This window comes from Nonomuraea sp. C10, assembly GCF_008017515.1.
GTDB lineage: Bacteria > Actinomycetota > Actinomycetes > Streptosporangiales > Streptosporangiaceae > Nonomuraea > Nonomuraea ferruginea.
Window position 1 is genome coordinate 1,065,295 of record NZ_VPFF01000001.1, and the last position, 20,077, is coordinate 1,085,371.

Annotated in this window: 20 protein-coding genes, 1 tRNA gene and 1 pseudogene; 12 read left to right on the forward strand and 10 right to left on the reverse strand. The window is 71.7% G+C overall.

Going from position 1 to position 20,077, the window contains the following annotated elements:
- The first annotated feature begins 8 nt into the window (after positions 1–8).
- Positions 9–674, forward strand: a complete 666-nt coding sequence (locus FR742_RS04985; protein WP_148029833.1) for a hypothetical protein — start codon at positions 9–11, stop codon at positions 672–674.
- Positions 675–837: 163 nt separating this feature from the next.
- Here FR742_RS04985 and FR742_RS04990 read toward each other — a convergent pair whose 3' ends face one another.
- Positions 838–3,180 carry a M28 family peptidase gene (locus FR742_RS04990; protein ID WP_148029834.1) on the reverse strand — a complete coding sequence of 781 codons (2,343 nt, stop codon included), beginning with the start codon at positions 3,178–3,180 and terminating at the stop codon, positions 838–840.
- A 137-nt stretch (positions 3,181–3,317) separates the two neighbouring features.
- Here FR742_RS04990 and FR742_RS04995 point away from each other — a divergent pair, with 137 nt between their 5' ends.
- Together FR742_RS04995 and FR742_RS05000 are read left to right on the forward strand one after the other, a co-directional pair.
- Positions 3,318–3,908 (forward strand): CGNR zinc finger domain-containing protein, encoded by a 591-nt coding sequence (locus FR742_RS04995; protein WP_148029835.1) that lies wholly within the window; start codon positions 3,318–3,320, stop codon positions 3,906–3,908.
- Positions 3,909–3,927: 19 nt separating this feature from the next.
- Positions 3,928–4,410: a protein-tyrosine phosphatase family protein gene (locus FR742_RS05000; RefSeq protein ID WP_261808358.1), complete on the forward strand. Its 483-nt coding sequence runs from the start codon at positions 3,928–3,930 to the stop codon at positions 4,408–4,410.
- 358 nt (positions 4,411–4,768) lie between these two features.
- Here FR742_RS05000 and FR742_RS05005 read toward each other — a convergent pair whose 3' ends face one another.
- Both FR742_RS05005 and FR742_RS05010 read right to left on the reverse strand, forming a co-directional pair.
- Positions 4,769–6,115 (reverse strand): hypothetical protein, encoded by a 1,347-nt coding sequence (locus FR742_RS05005; protein ID WP_148029836.1) that lies wholly within the window; start codon positions 6,113–6,115, stop codon positions 4,769–4,771.
- Positions 6,116–6,267: 152 nt separating this feature from the next.
- Positions 6,268–6,636: pseudogene (locus FR742_RS05010) on the reverse strand (IS256 family transposase); the annotation flags it as partial.
- A gap of 194 nt (positions 6,637–6,830) precedes the next feature.
- On the opposite strand from FR742_RS05010, the gene FR742_RS05015 reads away from it, so the two are divergent.
- Together FR742_RS05015 and FR742_RS05020 are read left to right on the forward strand one after the other, a co-directional pair.
- Entirely contained in the window at positions 6,831–7,367 is a 537-nt protein-coding gene (locus tag FR742_RS05015) for a hypothetical protein (RefSeq protein WP_148029837.1), read from the forward strand.
- Between the two features lie 122 nt (positions 7,368–7,489).
- Positions 7,490–7,972, forward strand: coding sequence for a tyrosine-type recombinase/integrase (locus FR742_RS05020; RefSeq protein ID WP_187281005.1), 483 nt, complete (start codon positions 7,490–7,492; stop codon positions 7,970–7,972).
- Between the two features lie 12 nt (positions 7,973–7,984).
- Here FR742_RS05020 and FR742_RS05025 read toward each other — a convergent pair.
- A tRNA-Arg gene (locus FR742_RS05025) sits at positions 7,985–8,058 on the reverse strand.
- 187 nt (positions 8,059–8,245) lie between these two features.
- Here FR742_RS05025 and FR742_RS05030 point away from each other — a divergent pair.
- Together FR742_RS05030 and FR742_RS05035 are read left to right on the forward strand one after the other, a co-directional pair.
- Positions 8,246–9,028 (forward strand): phosphotransferase, encoded by a 783-nt coding sequence (locus FR742_RS05030; protein WP_148029839.1) that lies wholly within the window; start codon positions 8,246–8,248, stop codon positions 9,026–9,028.
- A 131-nt stretch (positions 9,029–9,159) separates the two neighbouring features.
- A complete protein-coding gene (locus FR742_RS05035; protein WP_148029840.1) occupies positions 9,160–10,098 on the forward strand; it encodes a cobalamin biosynthesis protein in 939 nt (312 codons plus the stop codon).
- On the opposite strand, the gene FR742_RS05040 is transcribed toward FR742_RS05035, so the two are convergent.
- The 4 genes from FR742_RS05040 to FR742_RS05055 all read right to left on the reverse strand — a co-directional run bounded on the left by FR742_RS05040 (position 10,082) and on the right by FR742_RS05055 (position 12,625).
- Positions 10,082–10,315 (reverse strand): hypothetical protein, encoded by a 234-nt coding sequence (locus FR742_RS05040; protein WP_148029841.1) that lies wholly within the window; start codon positions 10,313–10,315, stop codon positions 10,082–10,084. The genes FR742_RS05035 and FR742_RS05040 overlap by 17 nt on opposite strands.
- Before the next feature lie 63 nt (positions 10,316–10,378).
- Positions 10,379–10,561, reverse strand: coding sequence for a hypothetical protein (locus FR742_RS05045; protein WP_148029842.1), 183 nt, complete (start codon positions 10,559–10,561; stop codon positions 10,379–10,381).
- A gap of 17 nt (positions 10,562–10,578) precedes the next feature.
- The gene (locus FR742_RS05050; RefSeq protein ID WP_148029843.1) at positions 10,579–11,160 is read right to left on the reverse strand and encodes a helix-turn-helix domain-containing protein; all 582 of its coding nucleotides are present in this window, start codon (positions 11,158–11,160) and stop codon (positions 10,579–10,581) included.
- A 100-nt stretch (positions 11,161–11,260) separates the two neighbouring features.
- Positions 11,261–12,625, reverse strand: a complete 1,365-nt coding sequence (locus tag FR742_RS05055; protein ID WP_148029844.1) for an MFS transporter — start codon at positions 12,623–12,625, stop codon at positions 11,261–11,263.
- Between the two features lie 70 nt (positions 12,626–12,695).
- Between FR742_RS05055 and FR742_RS05060 the strand changes: the two genes are divergently transcribed.
- A complete protein-coding gene (locus tag FR742_RS05060; RefSeq protein WP_148029845.1) occupies positions 12,696–14,213 on the forward strand; it encodes a cobyric acid synthase in 1,518 nt (505 codons plus the stop codon).
- A 3-nt stretch (positions 14,214–14,216) separates the two neighbouring features.
- On the opposite strand, the gene FR742_RS05065 is transcribed toward FR742_RS05060, so the two are convergent.
- Complete coding sequence (locus FR742_RS05065) at positions 14,217–14,678, reverse strand: helix-turn-helix transcriptional regulator (RefSeq protein ID WP_148029846.1); 462 nt, start codon at positions 14,676–14,678, stop codon at positions 14,217–14,219.
- Positions 14,679–14,807: 129 nt separating this feature from the next.
- Between FR742_RS05065 and FR742_RS05070 the strand changes: the two genes are divergently transcribed.
- Genes FR742_RS05070 through FR742_RS05085 form a run of 4 tightly spaced genes read left to right on the forward strand, consistent with a single transcriptional unit; the run spans position 14,808 to position 19,181 of the window.
- Entirely contained in the window at positions 14,808–15,719 is a 912-nt protein-coding gene (locus tag FR742_RS05070) for an ABC transporter ATP-binding protein (protein ID WP_148029847.1), read from the forward strand.
- On the forward strand, positions 15,697–16,488 hold the full coding sequence (locus FR742_RS05075; protein WP_148029848.1) for an ABC transporter permease subunit: 792 nt from the start codon (positions 15,697–15,699) through the stop codon (positions 16,486–16,488). The genes FR742_RS05070 and FR742_RS05075 overlap by 23 nt, the downstream gene beginning before the upstream one ends.
- Positions 16,488–17,516 carry a CdaR family transcriptional regulator gene (locus tag FR742_RS05080; RefSeq protein ID WP_148029849.1) on the forward strand — a complete coding sequence of 343 codons (1,029 nt, stop codon included), beginning with the start codon at positions 16,488–16,490 and terminating at the stop codon, positions 17,514–17,516. Before FR742_RS05075 ends, FR742_RS05080 begins: the two co-directional genes overlap by 1 nt.
- Before the next feature lie 39 nt (positions 17,517–17,555).
- Positions 17,556–19,181, forward strand: a complete 1,626-nt coding sequence (locus tag FR742_RS05085) for a serine/threonine-protein kinase (RefSeq protein ID WP_261808359.1) — start codon at positions 17,556–17,558, stop codon at positions 19,179–19,181.
- A gap of 15 nt (positions 19,182–19,196) precedes the next feature.
- Here FR742_RS05085 and FR742_RS05090 read toward each other — a convergent pair whose 3' ends face one another.
- Positions 19,197–20,054: a helix-turn-helix domain-containing protein gene (locus tag FR742_RS05090; RefSeq protein WP_148029850.1), complete on the reverse strand. Its 858-nt coding sequence runs from the start codon at positions 20,052–20,054 to the stop codon at positions 19,197–19,199.
- Positions 20,055–20,077 lie beyond the last annotated feature (23 nt).

Consider the following 20,077-nt stretch of genomic DNA (forward strand, 5'->3'; position numbering starts at 1 on the left):
ATCCTCGAATGCGTTTGCCCGAGTCGCGACTGGCCGTGCTGGTCAGTCTGCCGCGCAACGAGACGGCTCTCGCGCAGGCCGCGTCGGGTGCCGGAGCCGACGGCCTGAAGGTGCACACCAACGTGCGTCACCGCGCCTCCGGGACGGCCTTCGGGCCGCTGGACGCCGAGCGTGAGGCGCTGCGCGGCATCCTCGCACTCGGCGTCCCGACGGGCCTCGTCGTGGGCGCGGCCGGAACGGTGTCGATCGCGGAGATGGCCGCCGCGCGGGAGATGGGGTTCGACTACTTCGACGTCTACGCCGCCGACGCGCCCGCGGGGTACGTCGAGGCGTGCGGGCCGGTGACGCCCATGGTGGCCCTGGGGCCGGGCGACGGCCCGTCCCAGGCGCGGGCCCTGGCGCGGCGGGGGTGCGGGGCGCTCGAACTGTCCACGCTCGAACCCGACAGGTACGGCACGCCGCTGAGCCTGGCGACCCTGGCGAGGCTGGAGGCGGTGGCGTCGGCGGTCGACGTCCCCGTCGTCGTGCCGAGCCAGCACGCGCTGGTCCCGGACGATCTCGCGTCCCTGCGGGACGCCGGGGCGGCCGCGGTGCTGCTGGGCGCCGTGGTGACGGGGGCCGACACGGCGGAGTTCGGCGCGCGGATCGAGCCGTACGTCGCCGCCGCCCGTTAGGCGGCAACGCGTCCCGACTCGGTGGTTCCCCGAGGAGCCGCGCCAGGTGGCGATGCGGGCGCGGCGTCCGCCATGACGCCGCCGTCACCGGCCGGCCTCCTCGGCATCGCCGACGTTTCCAACGGTCACCACGGCCGGGGGCCTGGCGATGTGCCCCTCGTCCTCAACGCGGCAGGCGTGCGGAGCCCCTGGTCAGGGTGTAACCACGCGTGACCGCGGTGAGGTCGCCGTCCTCCCTGGTGGCGGCGACCAGGTCAGGAGGCCGGGGGACGAAGCCCGGCACCGCGGTCAGCCCGTCGGTCTCGGCGATCACCATGAGGCGGATCCGGTCCTTCTCCGGTACGCGCAGGGTGATCTGGACTCCCCGGGCGGGGAGGCCGCGGAAGCGGATCTCCGAGGGCCAGGTGCCGATTCGGGTGCCGGTGACGGGCACGCTCACCGACCCGAACCGGCCGGCCGACGCGGTGGCGTGGCTGATCGGCTGGTCGAGCCGTAGCATCACCGAGCGCGTGCCCTCCCCGGCGGTCACCCGCAGTTTCAGCGTGTCCCCGCTGTGCGCCAGGACGTCGGCTCGCGGGCCCTCGGCGGCGATCGCCGGTGCCGGTCCGGTCCGCAGCGTGCCGCGTGCGTACCCCGGGGGCAGCGCGGAGGCGTCATGGCCGGACACGTACCGCTTGGTCCACGGCGCCGGGTCCACGTCGGCGCTGACCCAGTGGGCACGACGAGTTTCGGCGTCCATGACGTACGCCAGATGCGTGCGCCGCGGCCGGTCGGCGTCGAAGTCGTCCACCACGAACCCGGCCACGACCAGCCCCGCCGCGAGGAGAAGAGCCGTCAGGGGCGCCGCGAGGACGGCGGCCCGCTTCGGCCGGATGGCGGGATCGGGCAGGAACAGCTCCGCGATCGGCACGACGATCAGCCCGGACAGGGCCAGCACCAGCGCGCTCGCCCCGCCGAGCGCCAGCCCCATCCCGTCGAAGACGTTCCCGGCCAGGGACGGCAGCAGCATGGCGGCCGTGACCGGGCCCAGCATCGCCACGACCGTCCGCGCCCAGGCAGGCGTGCGGAGCAGGACCGCGGCCAGCCAGCCGAGCGCGCCCGTCAGCGCCGGCAGGGCGAACAGGAAAGACGCCCCGGGAGCGACCTGGGCGCACAGCACGCCCAGCCCGGCGAACCAGGTCAGCGCCCCGACCGCCAGCGCCGCCGGGCCGAGCCTGCGGCGCAGCACCAGGTACCAGCCGAGGACCGTCAGCGCGCACAGGACCGCGATCGCCGCCCGGTACGGCTGCGGGCGGTGCAGCAGCCCGCCCATCAGGTCGTAGGCCGGCCGCCAGGACACCAGCAGTTCCCACAGCCCTTGCGCCAAGACGGCCGACGCCGCCAACGGCACCACGGCCGAGGCCGTCGCCATGATCAGCCGTGGCAGGCTCAGCAGCCGCCTGACGCGGGCCAGCAGCGCCAGGCCCGCCACCGCGACGACGGCCAGCACCGCCAGCGGCCAGACGAACTGACCGGGATACGTGATCATGGTGCCGAGCGCGCGGAAGTAGGTGGCGTCGTGATCGGAGTCCAGCGTCCGCAGGTCCGCGCCGCCGAGGGCGCGCGCCAGCGCCAGCATGTTGCTGCCGTGGTGTTGCAGGCTGCCCGGGTTGAGGTTGGCGATGGTGTCGCCCGCCGTGTGATACAGCGAGGAACGCTGGATGTAGGCGAAGTTCATGCCGGTGAAGCCCGCCTTGGTCAGCGGGGTGAAGTCCGTGTTGTTGGGCAGCAGCCGATACACCTCCACCATGGCGGAGTGGCCGCGCGGCGCGGGGACGGCTCCCGCGAAGGTCTCGACCAGGCGGGCGTTGCCCGCGGAGGTCTCGAACATCAGCGAGGGGCCGCTGACCCCGCGGGCCTCCCAGTTCAGCAGCACGCCGCCGGCCTTGCCCAGGGGGTGCTCGCGGACGAAGGCCTCGGCGCCGAGCACGCCGTCCTCCTCACCGTCCGACATGAGCAGCACGATGTCGTTGCGCGGGCCGGGGCCGCCGCGCAGCGCCCGGACGGTCTCCAGCATCGCGGCCACCGCGGCGCCGTCGTCGGAGGCGCCCGGTCCCATGGCCGCGGAGTCGTAGTGCGCGGCGATGAGCACGGTGCCGGTCGAGTCCGTTCCGCGCAGCCGGCCCACGATGTTGTCGACCTGGCCGAACGTCGCCAGCCCCGCCGCCGAACGGGCACCCACCGAGCGTTGGATCTCCACCTCGAGCCCTGCCGCGCGCAGCTGACCGGCCAGGTAGTCCCGGGCCCGGTCGCCGGCCGGGCTGCCGACGGGCCGTGGTCCGGCGGCGAACTTCTTCAGGTGAACCAGTGCGCGTCCGGCGCTGAACTGGTCGCCAGGGGCGGTGGCCGGCAGCGGCTGCATGGTGCTGTCCGCCATGGCCGTGAACGTGACCACCGCGGCCAGGGTGAGCAGGGCCGCCAGCCCGGCCAGCAGCCGGCGTGGCACGTCGAACAACTTTCCGATCATGGCCAAGAACGGTAGGCCGAGCCGCTCACCTGGCGGAATGAGGCACCCGCCCGTCTGAACCTGCGGTTTTCCGCACCCCGCGTGATCGATGTAAGGGGTATAGTTCCGTTTATTCGGTTACTGAAACGAGGTGCGACATGCGGATCTCCATCACCGACTACGCGGTCGGGGCGACTCTCGCCGGCGATCTGGCCAACACCTCGCCCACCGTGCAGGCCCCGGCGGGCGACGCCCTGCCCACCCCCGGCGCGTTGATGGAACTGCTCGCGGGGCACGGGCTGCGGCTCGACGCCGTGGCGGGCGGCCGGCCGCCGACCGACGACGACCTCCGCGAGGTCCACCTGCTGCGCCGGGAGGCCCGCGGCGTCGTGGAGACCGAGACGGAGGACCAGGCCGTCGCGGGCGGCGCCGTGCTGGCCGGGCGGGCAGGACTCCGGCCGGTGCTGGAGCGCGATCCCGGCGGGCGGTGGCAGTGGTACGTCCCCACCAGGCCGGGCGCGCCGCTGGCCGAGGAACTGGCCGCGCTCATCGGCATCGGGCTGCTCGGCGCGGTCCGGGCGCTCGGGCACGACCGGTTCCGCGCCTGCGCCGCCCCCGGCTGCCGCGGGGTGTTCGTCGACATCAGCCGCGGAGGGCGTCGCATCTACTGCAGGCCCGACGTGTGCGGTAACCGGATCAATGTCGCGAAACACCGCGAACGGCGGCGCTCCGACAGCGCCGCCCACTGAAGAACACAAGGAGAACCCCATGAGCGACCCCATGGACACCCCTGCGGTGGGCGGACCGCCCCTCGCAGGCGCCTTCCAGCTCCCCGACGGCACCTGGATCCGCGGCCGCGGCCTCCGCCATCCGCTGCCGTCGGGACCCAGACCCGACTTCGGCCTCTACCTGGGCTCCGACAAGCTCCGCCGCCACCACGAGAGCGAGCTGCCGTGGCCGCGCGCGTGGATCCAGTGGCCCGACTTCCTGCTGCCCCGCGACCGCGACGTGGCCGTCCAGCAGATCCGTGCCCTGTACGAGCGAGCGCGGACGGGCGCCGCGGTGGAGGTCGCCTGCGGAGGCGGCATCGGCCGCACCGGCACGGTCGTCGCCTGCCTGGCCATCCTGGCCGGCCTCGCCCCGGCCGACGCCGTCGCCTGGACACGCGAGCACCACCACCGTCGGGCCATCGAGACCCCTTGGCAGCGCCGCTGGGTGCTGCGCTTCCCGCCGTCGCTCGGCTCGGATTGACGCGACCAGGCCGCTGAACGCCTTGCTGATGTCGGAGGGGGGTCGGCCGGGAGAGCGCGAGGAACTGCGGCATTTCCACCTATGCGCGTCAACGCCCTCGATCGCAATCTGCCCAGGGTCCCCGTTCGCCGCCGGGCCCATCCTGCGGACCGCGAGTCGTACCAGGACAAAAGACCAGCTCAGACGGTGTTTGAACTGGTCTGGACGGCGCGCCCTGCAGGACTCGAACCTGCGGCCGGGACACCCAAGAGCCATACGTCGGCTGGACGAAGAAGACTGCCAGCGTGGGAAAGGGCGCCACCAGACCGACAGCCGGCCAGTAGGGCAAGCGCGGCCACCATACTGAGCGGGAAGGGCGCTAGCGCGACGACTGCTCGCGGGCGAGAATCGCACCGAGGGTGGCGGCGAGTAGAGGAAGGCCGACGACGACGGCCACGATCGCCGGCCAGGGAGTCTCGAACGGCACCCGTACCGGTTCTTCCCACGTGATACGCACCGTCAGGGGCCACAGCAGCAACATCCCGGCGGGACATCCGGCGACCGCGCCAAGCACCGTGCCGTACAGGGTGCTCAGACCCGCGCGGAAAGCGCAGAACCACCGGAAGGCCGTGGCTGATCCGTTGCCGGCCTGCCTCAGGACCCGGGCCTGGCGCGCGTTGGCGGCCTTTCCGAATCCGGTGGCCAGCGTGCACGCGAGGGCGATGAGGAGCGCCACCGCGACGACGGGCATCCACCAGGTCGAAGCTTCGAAGCCCCGCTCGACGTAAGTTTCCGCGACCGCGTCGTCCAGTCGGTCGTCGAGGCGCTCCTGCTCCTGCACCGTGACCCGGCGGAGGGTGGGGTCGACGATCAGTTCGTTTGGTTGGAGCTGGTAGCCGAGATCCTGGACGATCTTCGAGGGGATGAAGATCGTCTCCATGTGCGGGTCGGCGGTCCTGGTGATGACCGCCGGGACGGTCCTGGTCGTCGCTGTCTCATCGTTCTCGTTGATCTCGTAGAAGAGTTCGACCGAGTCGACTTTCACCTCGGCTGACGTGATCACCACGGCCATGCTCTCGTCGTACGGTGTCGACTGATCGCCCGTGAGGTACCGCAGCAGCTTCTCGTTGCCGATGGCATAGTCCCAGTAGACGGCCTTCTCGGGTATTTCGACGTTTTCCGCCCTCGCGTCGAAGTACCAGGATTCGCCCGAGGGGCGCTCGCTCTGGGCGATCGGCACCCCGGGTAATTCCTGCTCGATCGCCGCTCGTACGGTGTTCGCATCGGCCGCCGAGAAAGGTTGCTGCACGAACAAGGCGGTTGGCCGGATCAACAAGCTGCCCGGCCGGGCCTGGGGGGAGTATTCGGCCCTGCTCTGCGTTGTTTCGCCGACCGCGATGACCGTCAGTGCGATGCCGAAGGCCGTCGCCATCATCGTCAGCGTGATCGCGAGCACCGCGCGGCCACGACGGTGGGCCAGGTCCCGGGCAGCCAGGCGGAGGGGCAGCGGCAGCCGTTCCCCGTACGGACCTGAGAGCTGCAGCAGCCACGAAGGCAGCGGGCCGAGACCGGCGACAAGCAGGCCCGCGCCTATGAGGGAGATCAGCAGCATCCCGAAGAATTCGATGGCGCCGTAGCGCGAATCCTCCCGCCCCAGCCAGGCGCCGAGCCCCATCAACAAGATGCCGGCGATCGACACGAACAGTCCCACGACGACGAAGCGCAAGCGCATGACCTTGTGGCGGTCTGGCGGGGCGGAGAGTATCGCGGCAGGGATGGCCCCGGCCGCGGGAAGGCCCGCGAACAGGACGAAGAACGCGGTCAGGAAGGCGTACCCAGCAAGATCGAAAAGTATGGCGGAATAGTAGTGAGCCGCAACAGGCCGTGCCGGTACAGCAGCGGCAGCACTTCGCCGATGGGGGAGGACTTGCGGACCCAAGCGGGCAGAATCGCCGAGAAGAACCGCCGCCGCTCGCCGCTGGCCTCGTCGATGCGCTTGTCGTTGAGGCGTAGGGCCGTGACCTCGATCGCGCCGGCCGCGATGAGGATCTTCCGCGGCTGGTGGCCGTTGCGCACGACCAGCCGGCGGCCCTTCTCGCCGCGCTCGCCGGCGAAGGCGGCGATGTAGCCATCGACCTCGGCCTGCAATGCGGTCGCGAGCATCTTGCGGGCGCCCTCACGAACGATCTGCTCGATCAACGAGGGCGAGGCAGGAGCGGCCGAGCCGTCGTGGTCGTCAGTGGGCAACTCGGGCACTACGGTAAGCGGCACGGATGCGCTTCCCGACCGACGTTGGCGCGTCGGCCTTATCCGGAAATTCTGATCAGATGATTCGGGAAGGTGCACCCCTTCCCGTCAGATCCACAGGTTTCGATCATTGCTCGCCGCCGGCTTCATCATCTCGGCGGCGGGCGGTCCGCCAATAGTCCAAAAGGAACCCCTTGATCGATAAGAGCTACTATCGCTGGTTCAATGGGTACACCAATAACGTCCTCGCGCTCACATGGTGCTCCGCCGCGACGACCGATGACGTCCTGGCGGCCTGCCATATCCCGCCCGAGATCACGGAGCCGATGAAATTCCTGGGTGGCGATGTCGACATGCTCATCGGGCGTCTCGGCACAGGGACTGTCATCCTGGACTACAGCGTCGATTGCCCTACGCCCGGTGCTCTTCCCGCCCTGGCGCGGCAAGGGCCTTGCCTGAGGGCTGCGTGGTGCGACGAAGTCCCGGCGATCGTGTCCTATCACCATCGAGACGGCCGCATGATCGAGTTCGACGCGGCAAGTCGCGACTGGTACCCGAACCCCGATCTCGCCAGTGTCGAACGGTGGATCGCCACCACACCTGGCGGCAAGGAATCATGGGACGACCGCTGGGGCCGCGCCGTACTCGTCACGGCTGAAGCATTGGTGGAAGCTTCTGTCGATGAAGAATGGATGCGATCCATGCACGTCGGCGTCACCTTCCCCGCCTAGTACTCCAGCTGACACTTGGCGATCTTGAGGCGTCGAGGTCGCATGCAAACGGCCCGTCGCGCCGCGAATGCGTACGTGCGTGGACAGGAAGGGCGGGCCAAACCGAGGGCAGCGACGCGCCGGTGGCTCTCGACTCGGGAACCCTGGCCGTCCTGCGGGCGCACCACCGGCGCCAGCATGAAGAACAGCCGGCGTCGGCGGGAGCATGGCGTGAGTCGGGACGGATCTTCACTCGGGAGGACGGCAGCGAGCTGAAGCCGGACTGGGTGTCGGAGTATTTCGAGCGGCTGGTTTTCGCGGCCGGGTTGCCGCCGATCCGTCTGCATGACCTTCGCCATGGCGCGGCGACGCTGTATCTGGCGGCGGGCAACGACATGAAGACCACGAGCGCGATGATGCGGCACTCGAGTCAGGCGATCACGTCGGATACCTACACCAACGTGTTGCCGGAGATGGCTCGGGCGGCGGCGGAGGCGAGCGCGGCTCTGGTCCCCCGGAGCGTTCGCGTGGGGGAGGCGTCCGAAACTGGCGGTCCCCCTTCGGTCCCCCCAGCGCCGTCTGATGGGACGTCAGCTTCGAGCCCTTCGAAAACCCGCAGGTCATAGCCTCGGGATAAGCGCGCCCTGCAGGATTCGAACCTGCGACCGTCGGATTAGAAGTCCGATGCTCTGTCCAGCTGAGCTAAGGGCGCTCTCGCCTTATTGTGCATGATCCGGCGACGTGTCATGCACACGTTTTCCACCGTGTCAGCCCCGCCCTCACCGCCCTCGTGCGCTCCTGTCCGTCACCTCCTCATCCCCAGATCCCCTCTCCCATCACCCTGAACTGCATGAAAAACCCCACGCGAGGGGGTGGGAGAGGGTCTAAGCTGTCGTGGCATGTTCGCGACGCTCCTGCATGAGATCCCCTTGCAGGGCGGGGATGTGACCGATGGCGTGGTGCGCGTCGGTGACACGGTGCGCAGGCCGGCGAGGTCGTCGACGCCTGCCGTGCATGCCCTGCTCCGCCATCTGGAAGCCGCAGGTTTCCGGGGAGCGCCGCGCGTACTCGGGTTCGACGCGCTGGGGCGTGAGGTGCTCACCTACCTGCCGGGTGCGACGGGGGTGAGTCCGGCGTCGGTCTCCGATGGCGCGCTGGCTGATCTGGCGCGGTTGTTACGCGGGTTCCACGACGCGGCCGAGGGGTTTCCGCTCTCGCGTGGCGGGTGGGACGGCGGGTCGAACGACGACGCGCCGCCGGAGGTGATCGGTCACTGCGATCTGACGCCGGCCAACGTGGTGTTCGCGGACGGGGTCCCGTACGCCATGATCGATTTTGATCAGGCGCGGCCGACGACGCGGGTGTTCGACGTGGTGACGACGTTGCGTCACTGGGCGCCGATCGCGGATCCGGTCGATCGGCACCCGTTGCTGCGCGGGGTGGACGTGGGGGAGCGGCTGCGGCTGTTCTGTGACGCGTACGGGTTGCGGCCGAGGGAGCGGCGGCGGCTGCTGGAGGTGGCGCGGTTGCGGTTCCATCGCTCGTACGAGGTGATGAAGGCGCGGGCGGCGGGCGGCGGGAGCTGGGCGACGCTGTGGGACGGTGGCGCGGGTGAGCGGATCCGGCGGGCGTCGGCCTGGCTGGACGCGCACGAGGACAGGCTGCGGGCGCACCTGGTCTGACCCCGCCAAGGAACCTCCGCCAGGACTCTCCGCCGGGATCTCCGCTTCAGGACCCGCCGGGACTCCGCCAAGGAACCTCCGCCAGAACCCCCCGGAACCCTCCGCCAAGGCTGTCCGTCAAGATGTCCTCCATGAGATCTGGTCGTGCCGCCGGGCTGGCGCTGGGGGTGATGCTCGACGCCGTGTTCGCCGACCCCAGGAGGGGGCATCCGGTCGCGTTGTTCGGGCGGGCCGCGTCCTGGTTCGAGGGCAGGGTGTACGGGGACGCGCGGGCGAACGGCGTGGGGTACGTGGCGGTCTGTGTCGGGGTGGCGGCCGGGGCCGGGTTGGTGGCGGAGCGGGCCCGGAGTCCGCTGGCGCGCACGGTGTCGACCGCGGCGGCCACCTGGGCGGTGCTGGGCGCGACGACGCTGGCGCGGGAGGGGGCCTGCATGGCGTCCGCTCTGGAGGCCGGAGATCTGGAGGCGGCGAGGGAGCGGCTGCCGCATCTGTGCGGGCGCGACCCGTCGGGGCTGAAGGCGCCGGAGCTGGCCAGGGCGACGGTCGAGTCGCTGGCCGAGAACACCTCCGACGCGGTGGTGGCGCCGCTGTTCTGGGGGGTGGTGGCGGGGGTGCCGGGGCTGCTGGCCTACCGGGTGATCAACACGCTGGACGCCATGGTGGGTCACCGGTCATCGCGGTACGAGCGGTTCGGGTGGGCGGCGGCGCGGCTGGACGACGTGGCCAACTACGTGCCGGCCCGGCTCACGGGGCTGATCACCGTGCTGGCCGCGCCGGACCGGCGGCGGGCGCTGGCCGTGCTGGCGCGCGACGGGCACCGTCATCCGAGCCCGAACGCCGGGCGGTGTGAGGCCGCCTTCGCGGGCGCGCTCGGCGTCACGCTCGGCGGCGCCAACGTGTACGGCGGCAGGGTGGAGCACCGGCCGGCCATGGGTGACGGGCCGCCGCCGGGCGTGGGCGACATCCGGCGGGCGGTGCGGCTGACCCGGGCGGTGAGCCTGGTGGCGGCCGGCGCGGCGGTGCTCGCCGCGTGGGGGATGGCGCGGTGGCGGGTCACATCAGCCGGTTGAGGTTGGCCACCAGCCAGAGGACGAACCCGGTGACGACGGCCATCCACAGCATGGACCTGGTGGCGTTGGCGGCCACCTGTCTGCGTGCGATGACCAGTCTCATCGCGTCACGCCACGCCTGGCGGGTGGCGACCAGCGTCTGGTAGCGGCGCCCGGCGATGAACAGCGCGATCGCGATGACGAGGAACAAGATGACGCGGCCGTCTGCGGCTTCCACGAGAGCCTCCTTCGACATCCACATGGAGTGAGGGCTCCGCAGCTTGATACACCCGCGAGGCGATCAGATCCGCTGGATGTTCGCGGGGGCGCGGTGGACGAGACGCAGGCCCAGCTCGACGAGGGTCCAGCCGACGCGCCAGCTCATCGTGGGGCGGCTGTCGCGGGTGGCGCGCCAGTGGTCGGCGCGCTCCCGTAACTCGGCGTCGCGGATCTCCATGAGCCGCAGGTGGATGTCGGGGTGCATGGCCGTGACCTCCTCGGTCAGGGGCGGCGGGCGGGGAATCCGTACAGGTGGAGGTTGACGTTCTCGCGGCCTTCGGTGTCGCCGGCCTCGATGGCGGCCTCGCTGTGGCGCTGCCACCTCCTGACCACTTCCAGGAGCTCCTGGTTGAGCCCGTTCAGCTCGGCGGCGGTCAGGCGGGGCAGCGACTGCGAGCTGAAGGCGGCCGCGCGCCACTCGGGGGACCAGGCCGACTGCTCGTCGAGGTAGCGCTCGTACAGCTCGACGTGGTCGTGGAAGGCGGTGCGGGTGAACGCGGTGTAGGCGGCGGCCCGCTCGGGGGCGTCGCGGAAGTCCTTGTCCTGGACGCTGTAGTGGCGCATGACGAGCTGCCACCAGCGCTCGCGGCCGTCGCTGCTCTGCGGCTCGGCCTCCTCGATCACGCCGTGGGCGGCGAGCTTGCGCAGGTGGTAGCTGACCAGGGAGACCGCCTCGTCGACCTGGTCGGCGAGCTGGGACGCGGTGGCGACGCGGGCCTGGAAGAGGGCCCGGTAGAGCTTGAGGCGCAGGGGGTGGGCCATGGCCTTCAGCGTGTCCAGGTCGGTGATGCGCCTGCTCTCCATGGCGGCAGCCTAAATGGGAAGAATTAATTGCGCAACTTTTCTTTCCTATCTAGGGGAAGAACAGGGCGGGAGGGTGGGGACCCCTCCCGCCCTTGACCGGTCAGGAGGCGCGGGCCGCGTCCAGCACCTTCCGCGCGTCCCGCTCGAAGGAGGCGCGGGCGCCGAGCGTGAGCAGGCCGCCGATCACCATCACGGGGACCAGCGCGTACATGCCGGTCAGCAGCGAGCCGGTCCGCTCGGAGACGATGCCGACGATCAGCGAGCCGAACGCGCCGAAGCCGGCCATCAGCAGTTGCAGCACGGCGAAGCCGAGTCCCCGGGCGCTCGCCGGCACCACGTCCGCCAGGCAGGCGGTCATGTTGGGGATGGCGATCGACATCGAGGTGCTGGCGAGCACGGTCAGCACGGTCAGCCAGGCCAGCGAGTCCATCGACAGGGCGAGCGCCAGGATGAGCGCGCCGATCGTGATGCCGCCGCCGCCCGCCAGTAGGCGGCCGCCCTTGCGGGTGCCGTGCCACTTACGGCCCAGCCAGGAGCCGATGAGGGTGCCGCTCAGCGTGCCGGCCACCGTGATGAGACCGCTCAGCGACCCGGCGACGTCGGTCTCCACGCCGAACGAGCGCACCATGAGCGTGGTCATCCAGTAGAAGACGCCGGCCAGGCCCAGGGTGAGCAGGCCGAGCCCGACGCACACGAAGATCAGCGTGGGGATGCGGATCACCTGGCGGAGCTGGGTGCCGAACGGCACCTGGTCGTGCACGGGCACCTTGTCGGGCGTCGGCTCGGGCACGGGCTCGGCGTGCACGGTGGCCCGGGCCTCGGGGGCAGAGCCGGTGGCGACGAGCCGGTCCAGCTCGCCCCGGCGCGGCTCGCGCAGGAACCACACCAGCAGGGCCGTGAGCACGCCGGGGATGACCATGATGAGGAACGCCTGCCGCCAGCCCAGGTACGCCGCGAGCACGCCGCCGATCAGGGTGCCGACGCCGCCCAGGTAGGTGGTGACGCGGACCAGCCCGTACGCCTTGGCCCGGCTGGAGGGCGGGTACCAGTCGGCGAGCAGGCTGCCCGAGGCCGGGTTGTCGATGTTCTCGGCGGCGGCGAGCAGCACCCGCATGCCGAAGAACATCGCGAAGCCGGTCGCCAGGCCGGAGCCCGCCGTGGCGATCGCCCAGATGAAGACGACGATGGCGATGATGCGGGTGCGGCTGCGGCGGTCGGCCAGGTATCCGGCGGGGATGGCGACGATGGCCCCGGCGATCGCGGCGGCGGTCGGAATCGCGCCCGCCGCGACGTCGCTGATTCCCCACTCCTTGATGATGTGCGGGAGGACCCCTGACAGGAGGTTGGCCTCGATGCGGTCGACCAGGCCGACGATGAAGAGCACGACGAGCGGCGTCCAGCCGAACGGTGCCTGTGACGTGGCGTCGATCCTGCCGGTACGAGGCGAGCCCAGCGTTCCGACCATGCCCCACCTTCCAGTAGATAACTCTAGAATCGCGTTCTAGTCAGAGTGGCAGAAGTCACAGGATTCGTAAATGGGCGATTTCAGGCGAATCACCGTTACGGTGGTGCGAGTGAGAGGGGCGCTGCTCGTCGCGGGCACCACGTCAGACGCCGGCAAGAGCGTCGTCACCGCCGGGATCTGCCGCTGGCTGGCCCGGCGGGGCGTGCGCGTCGCCCCGTTCAAGGCCCAGAACATGTCGCTCAACTCGTACGTGACCGCGGACGGCGCCGAGATCGGCCGGGCCCAGGAGGTCCAGGCGCGGGCCGCCGGACTGGAGCCGGTGGCCGACATGAACCCGATCCTGCTCAAACCGGGCAGCGACCGCCGCAGCCAGGTCGTGCTCATGGGCCGCCCGCTGACCGACGTGGACGCGACGGAGTACGGCGCGCTCAAGGACCGCCTGCGGACGGCGGCGCTGGAGTCGCTGGACCGGCTCAGGAACGCCTACGACGTGGTGGTGTGCGAGGGCGCGGGCAGCCCCGCCGAGATCAACCTGCGGGCCGGCGACCTCGCCAACATGGGCCTGGCCAGGGCCGCGAACCTGCCGGTGATCGTGGTCGGCGACATCGACAGGGGCGGGGTGTTCGCCGCCTTCTACGGCACGGTCGCGCTGCTGGACGCCGCGGACCAGGCGCTGGTCTCCGGGTTCGTGGTCAACAAGTTCAGGGGCGCGCGGGAGCTGCTCGGGCCGGGCCTGGACATGATCGAGGAGCTGACCGGGCGGCGCGTGTACGGGGTGCTGCCCTGGCTGGACGGGCTCTGGATGGACGTCGAGGACTCGCTCGCCCTCGACGGCCGACGGGTGGTGACCGGGAAGCCGCACGGCAGGCAGACGCTGCGGGTGGCGGTGGTGCGGCTGCCGCGCGTCTCCAACTTCACCGACGTGGACGCGCTGGCCGCCGAGCCGGGCGTGGTGGTGCGGTTCGTGACCGGCCCGGCCGAGCTGGACGACGCCGACCTGGTGGTGCTGCCCGGCTCCCGCGCCACCGTCGCCGACCTGGCCTGGCTGCGTGAGCGCGGGCTGGCGGACGCGCTCGCCGCCCGCGCCGGACCGGTGCTCGGCATCTGCGGCGGTTTCCAGATGCTGGCCAGGGAGATCGTGGACGAGGTCGAGTCGGGCGCCGGCCGGGTGGACGGGCTCGGGCTGCTGCCCGCGCGGGTGACGTTCGGGCCGGACAAGGTGCTCGGCAGGCCGTCCGGTCAGGCGTACGGGCATCCGGTGGACGCGTACGAGATCCACCACGGACGGGTCACGGTGGAGGGCGGCGAGCCGTTCCTGGACGGCTGCCGGGCCGCGAACGTGTGGGGCACGACCTGGCACGGCGCGCTGGAGAACGACGCGTTCCGTCGGGCCTTCCTGGCGGACGTGGCCGGGCGGGCGGGCCGCGCGTTCGAGCCCGACCCGGCCACCGACTTCGGCCGGTTGCGCGAGCGGCGCCTGGACGCGCTCGGGGACCTGGTGGAGCGGAACCTGGACACCGGGGCGCTGCTCGACCTGATCGGGAACGGCCCGCCGCAGGTGCCCGGCCTGCCGCCCGGGGCCCGGTGACCGTCAGCGGGGGTGGACCACGTCCGTCGCCGCGGCGATCATGGCAAGCACCGGGAAGATCGCCGGCGGCGGCACCCGGTAGACGCCGCGCTCCGGCTGCTCGACCAGCCCGGCCGAGCTGAGGGTCTTGAGATGGTGGTAGAGCTGGCCCTGCGAGGCCGGTGACAGCTCGGTCTGCAACTCGGCCGCGGGCCGCGGGCCCCGCACGAGCAGTTGCAGGATACGCAGCCGGGCGGGGTGGCCCGCCGCGGCCAGCACGGCCGCCATCGGGCCGGCCGGCTGCTCGACCAGCCAGCCGGGCGGCCGGGCCATCTCCCAGCTCCACCGGTAGCCGCCGAACCTGGCATGCCCGCCGTACACCAGCTTGCCGGACTCCTCGACCTCGCCGCCGGGCTCGGGCGCCCGGCCCTCCAGGGCGGCGACCCGGGCCTCCAGCGCGGCCACGCGCTCCTCGATCGTCGTCACAAGCGAAAGATACCCCGGAAAACCGGAATTCCGGAGTCAGCGGTTGCCGGGTGCCGGAAGCGAACCGGCGCCGAACCTTCCGGAGCCCGCCGGTGACGGCGGCAGCCCCTGACAGGCACCATGGCGGGCATGACAGCAGTGGTGCGGGCCGAAGGGCTGACCAAGTACTACGGTAAGCGCCGGGGGCTGGAGGACCTCGACCTGGAGATCCAGCCGGGCGAGATCTTCGGCTACCTCGGGCCGAACGGTTCCGGCAAGACCACCACGATCCGGCTCATGCTCGACGTCATCCGGCCCACCCGCGGCACGGTGAGCGTCCTCGGCACCGGCTCGCGGGAGGCCGCCGTACGGGCCAGGATCGGCTACCTGCCGGGCGAGCTCGCCCTGGAGGGCAGGGAGAAGGCGCGCGACTACCTGGAGTTCCTCGGGAAGGTGCGCGGCGGGGTGCCCGCCGGCCGGATCGGCGCGCTGGCCGAGCGGCTCGACGCCGACCTGGGCGTGCCCATGGGGAAGCTCTCCAAGGGCAACAAGCAGAAGGTCGGGCTCATCCAGGCGTTCATGCACGAGCCCGAGTTCCTCATCCTCGACGAGCCGACCAGCGGCCTCGACCCGCTGGTGCAGCAGGAGTTCCTCGCCATGCTGCGGGAGGTGCGCGCCTCCGGGCGGACCGTGCTCATGTCCTCGCACGTGCTGGCCGAGGTGGAGCACGTCTCCGACCGGGTCGGCATCGTACGGGCCGGGCGGCTGGTCGCGGTGGAGAACGTGTCCGCGCTGCGTGAGAAGGCGGTGCGGCGGGTGGAGCTGCACTTCGACGCGCCCGTGCCGGCGGAGGCGTTCGACGGGCTGCCGGGGGTGCGGGACCTGCGGGTGGCGGGCGCGAGCGTGCGCTGCACGATCGACGGCCGGCCGGACGCGCTGATCAAGACCGCGGCCAGGTTCACCGTGGTGCACCTGGTCAGCGAGGAGCCGGACCTGGAGGAGATCTTCCTCACCTACTACAGCGACGAGGGGAGACACGATGATCGCCAAGACGTTGCGTGACTACCGGCGGGCCCTCATCGGCTGGACGATCGGGATCAGCGCCTTCATGGGCCTCTACCTGGCCGTGTACGGAAGCGTGAAGGAAAATCCCGAGGTGTACGGCCCGCAGGCGATGGCGAAGTTCCCCGGCGCGCTGAAGGACCTCATGGGCGGCATGGAGGACTTCACCAGCGGCGCCGGCTATCTGCAGTCGGTCGTCTACCAGCTCTTCGTGCCGTTCCTCTTCCTGGCCTGCGCCATGCTCATCGCCAACCGGGCGCTCGCCCAGCCCGAGGAGGACGGCACGCTGGAGCTCGTCGTCACGCTGCCGATCGACCGCAAGCGGCTCGTCCTGGAGCGGTTCGCCGCCCTGGTGATCGGGCTGGGGGCGGTGGCGGCCATGACGCTGCTGGTCACCTGGGTGATGGCGGAGACGATGGAGATGGGGGTGCCGTTCGACCGGATACTCGCCGCGCACACCGGGGTCCTGCTGGTCGGGCTGTTCTTCGGGGCCGTCACCCTGGCCGTGGGCGCCGCCACCGGCCGCAAGGGCCCCGCCATGGCGGTCACCGGGGTGTGGGCGGTGCTCGGTTACGTCGTCGTCACCGTCGGGCGGAGCGTGGACGCCATCGCCTGGCTGAAGTGGCTGTCGCCGTTCCACTACTACGCCTCCGGCCAGCCGCTGCAGCAAGGGCTGCCGGTGGGGGAGTACCTGGTGCTGACCGGGGCCGCCGCGGTGCTGGCGCTCACCGCGGTGCTGGCCTTCGACCGGCGCGACGTGGGGGTGTGATGTCGCCGCGGGTGCCCGCCGAGCTGCTCGGCGGGCACCTCCGCACGCTGCGGGAGGCCGCCGGCACCGGCCGGCTGCTCGGCAGGGACGAACTGGACGCCTACCGCGCCGGCGGCCGCCGCGCCGCCGAGCTGGGCGTGCCGTTACGGCACCTGGTCGACGCCGCGCTGGCCGCCGCCGACGGGCTGGCCGCGCCGTCGGTGCTGCCCGCGCTGCGCAAGGCCGTCGCCGCCCTCATGGAGGGGTACGAGAAGGCACAGCTCGCCGCGCTGCGCGAAGCCGAACGGGAACGCCGCGCGTTCGTCGACGACCTGCTCCACGGCAGGGCCGAGCGGCTGGCGGAACGGGCCGAGCACTTCGGGCTGCGCCTGGCCGAGTCGTACGTGGTGACCGTCGCCCGCGGGCTGGCCGGCACCGGCGCCGACGGCATCGAACGCGACCTGACCGAACGGTTCGGCTCGCACAACATCCTGGTCGCGGTACGGGACGGGCTGCTGGTGTGCGTGGTCCCGGCCACGCTCCCGGCGGCGGTCGGCGAGTTCACCCACCATGTGCGGTCCCGCTTCCCCGCCGGCTGGCGGGTCGGCGTCGGCAGGCCGCAGCGCGGGCCCGGCGGCATCGTCGCCTCCTACCGGGAGGCGGCCGGCGCCCTCGACCTGGCCGACCGGCTCGGCCTGAAGCACGACGTGGTCAAGGCCGCCGACCTGCTCGTCTTCCCCGTACTGCTGCGCGACAGGAGCGCGATGGAGGACCTGGTGACGAGCGTCCTCAGCCCGCTGCTGCATGCGCGCGGCGGGCACGAGCCGCTGCTGGAGACGCTGGAGGCGATCTTCGCCGCGCACGGCAACCAGACCGCCGCCGCGCGCCGGCTGGGCGTCAGCGCCCGCGCGGTCACGTACCGGCTGCAGCGCATCAACCGCCTGACCGGCTTCTCCCCTGACGATCCCACCCAGCGGTTCACGCTGGAGACGGCCGTGCTCGGCGCGCGCCTGCTCGACTGGCCCTGGGAACAGCCGGGCGGCGAGTGACATTCGACGGCGGGGCCGAAGTCGGTAAGCTTACGCGCCGTGAGCGGTGAAACCTCCCACATCGGGCGCTACAGGCTGGTGCGTGTGCTGGGCCGGGGTGGGATGGGCACGGTCCATCTCGCCGAGGACCCTTCCGGGCAGCAGGTCGCCATCAAGGTGATCAACCCCGAGCTGAGCCAGCATGAGCAGTTCCGCATGCGCTTCCGCAGGGAGGCGGACGCCGCGCGGCGGGTGCGGCGGTTCTGCACGGCGGCCGTGCTGGAGGCCGCGCTCGACGGCGACCAGCTCTACGTGGTCACCGAGTACGTTCCGGGGCCGAACCTGGAGGAGGCGGTGCGGCAGTCCGGGCCGCTCCGCGGGTCCAGTCTCGACGCGCTGGCCGTGAGCGTGGCGACCGCGCTGACCGCCATCCACGGGGCCGGGGTCGTGCACCGCGACCTGAAACCGTCCAACGTGCTGCTGTCGCCCGTCGGGCCGCGGGTGATCGACTTCGGCATCGCGCGGGCGCTCGACACCCTGGGCGGCGTCACCGGCACCGGGGAGCTGATCGGCACGCCCCGATACATGGCGCCCGAGGTGCTGCGCGGCGAGCCGGTTTCGCCGGCCTGCGACGTGTTCTCGTGGGGCTGCCTGGTGGCGTACGCCGCGAGCGGGCGGTCGCCGTTCCCCGGCGACACCCTGCCCGCGATCGTCTACCAGGTGCTCAACACCGAGCCGAGCCTGGACGAGGTCGAGCCGGGCCTGCGCGAGCTGGTCCGGGCCGCGCTGCACAAGAACCCCGCCATGCGCCCGACCGCGCAGCAGCTCCTCGACCACCTGGTGGGCCGGGCCGCCGGGCCGGAACAGGTGGCGCACACCGTCCAGGTGGCCTGGCAGCAGGCGACCACGCCGGTCACCGCCGCGACCTCGTACGCGCCACGCGGCCCCGGCAGGGCCAAGCTCATCGCGGGCGCCAGCGCGGCGGCGGCGCTGCTGGTGACGGCAGGCGTCGTCGCGTGGGCGCTGATGCCGGGCGGGCCGCCCGAGATGTCGGTGCTCTACCGGGAGGATTTCACCCAGACGTCCGGCGGCTGGAACGGCAGGTACGACCCCTCCTCGGGCTCCAGCTACGGCTACCGCACCGACGGCACGTACGGGCTGGACGTGGAACCGAACTACGAGGAGCGCTGGGCGGAGGCGGCCATCCCGTTCCTGACCAAGACGCCGACCGCCACCCCCGACCCGTCGGCGACCCCCACGCCGATGCTCCCCGAGACCGTCCTGGTCGCGGTGACCGCCGAGGTCAAGCAGGTGACCGGCTCGGGCGAGTACGGCGTCTACTGCCACGCGGCGGACGACGACACCTACTACGAGTTCGGTCTCGACACGGCAGGCAACGCCCGCGTCCGCCGCATCTACAACGGCTCCGGCGGCACCATGGCGGAGCCGGCGCAGGTCGGCGAGCTGAAGGGCAAGGTCCGCATCGAGGCCGCCTGCGAGCAGACCGGCAAGGCGGTGCGGCTCACCCTGTGGGTCAACGGCAAGAAGGTCGTGTCGGCCGACGACCCGAACGGCATCGGCAACGGCTCGGTCGGCATGTTCGCCCGCACGCCGAAGGACGAGAAGTCGGTGCTGAAGATGGCCTACGACGACTTCGAACTCCGCGGCACCGCCGCCCAGTCGTAGGCGACCGTCACCCCGTCAACGGCCGGAGGAGGGGAGGCGGGTGGTGGTGGCGGCGAGGTGGCGGAGTCCGGCTTCCGACGCGGAGCCGGGTTCGGCGGCGTACAGGTCGAGGCCCTGGATCTCGGGGTCGCCCGGCAGGGACACCAGCTCGGCCGACAGGCGGAGTTCGCCCACCACGGGGTGGTCGAGGACGTAGTCGCGGTGGGTGGCGGCGGCGACGTGGTGCTCGGTCCACAGGGCGCGGAACTCGGGGCTCCGCTTGCAGACCGCGTCCACGTGCGCCATGACCCGCGGGTTCTCGGGGTAGCGGGCGGCCAGGACGCGGAGCCGGGCCACATGCTCCCGGGCGAGCCGGTGCCAGCCGTCGCCGTGCATGCGCCTGACGTCGTCGTCCAGGAAGATCAGGTGCCCGAGCGTCCGCCGCTCCTCGGGGATCGCGGCGAGGTCGGCGAAGACCGCGGCGGCGAGGGTGTTCCAGGCGATCACGTCGGCGTGCCGGCCGAGGACGAGGGCCGGGGTGAGGACCAGGGAGTCGAGCAGTCGCTGCAGCCCCGGCCTGATCGGGTGCTGCGGGAAGTCGCGGCACCGGTGCGCCGGGTGGGCGAGCGCGTGCAGGTAGGACCGCTCGTCACCGGTGAGCCGGAGCACGTCGGCGATCGAGTCGAGGACCTCGGCCGAGACGTTCTGGCTGCGGCCCTGCTCCAGCCGGGTGTAGTGGGCGACGCTCACCCCGGCGAGCAGGGCCAGCTCCTCGCGGCGCAGCCCCGTCACCCGCCTGGTGCCGTTGGTCTTGAAGGGCAGCCCCGCCTCGTCCGGCCGCAGCCGCGCCCGCCGCGACTTGAGGAACTCGCTCAGCTCGACATCACGCTCCATAGGTCGCCAGCCTAAGCAAAGTT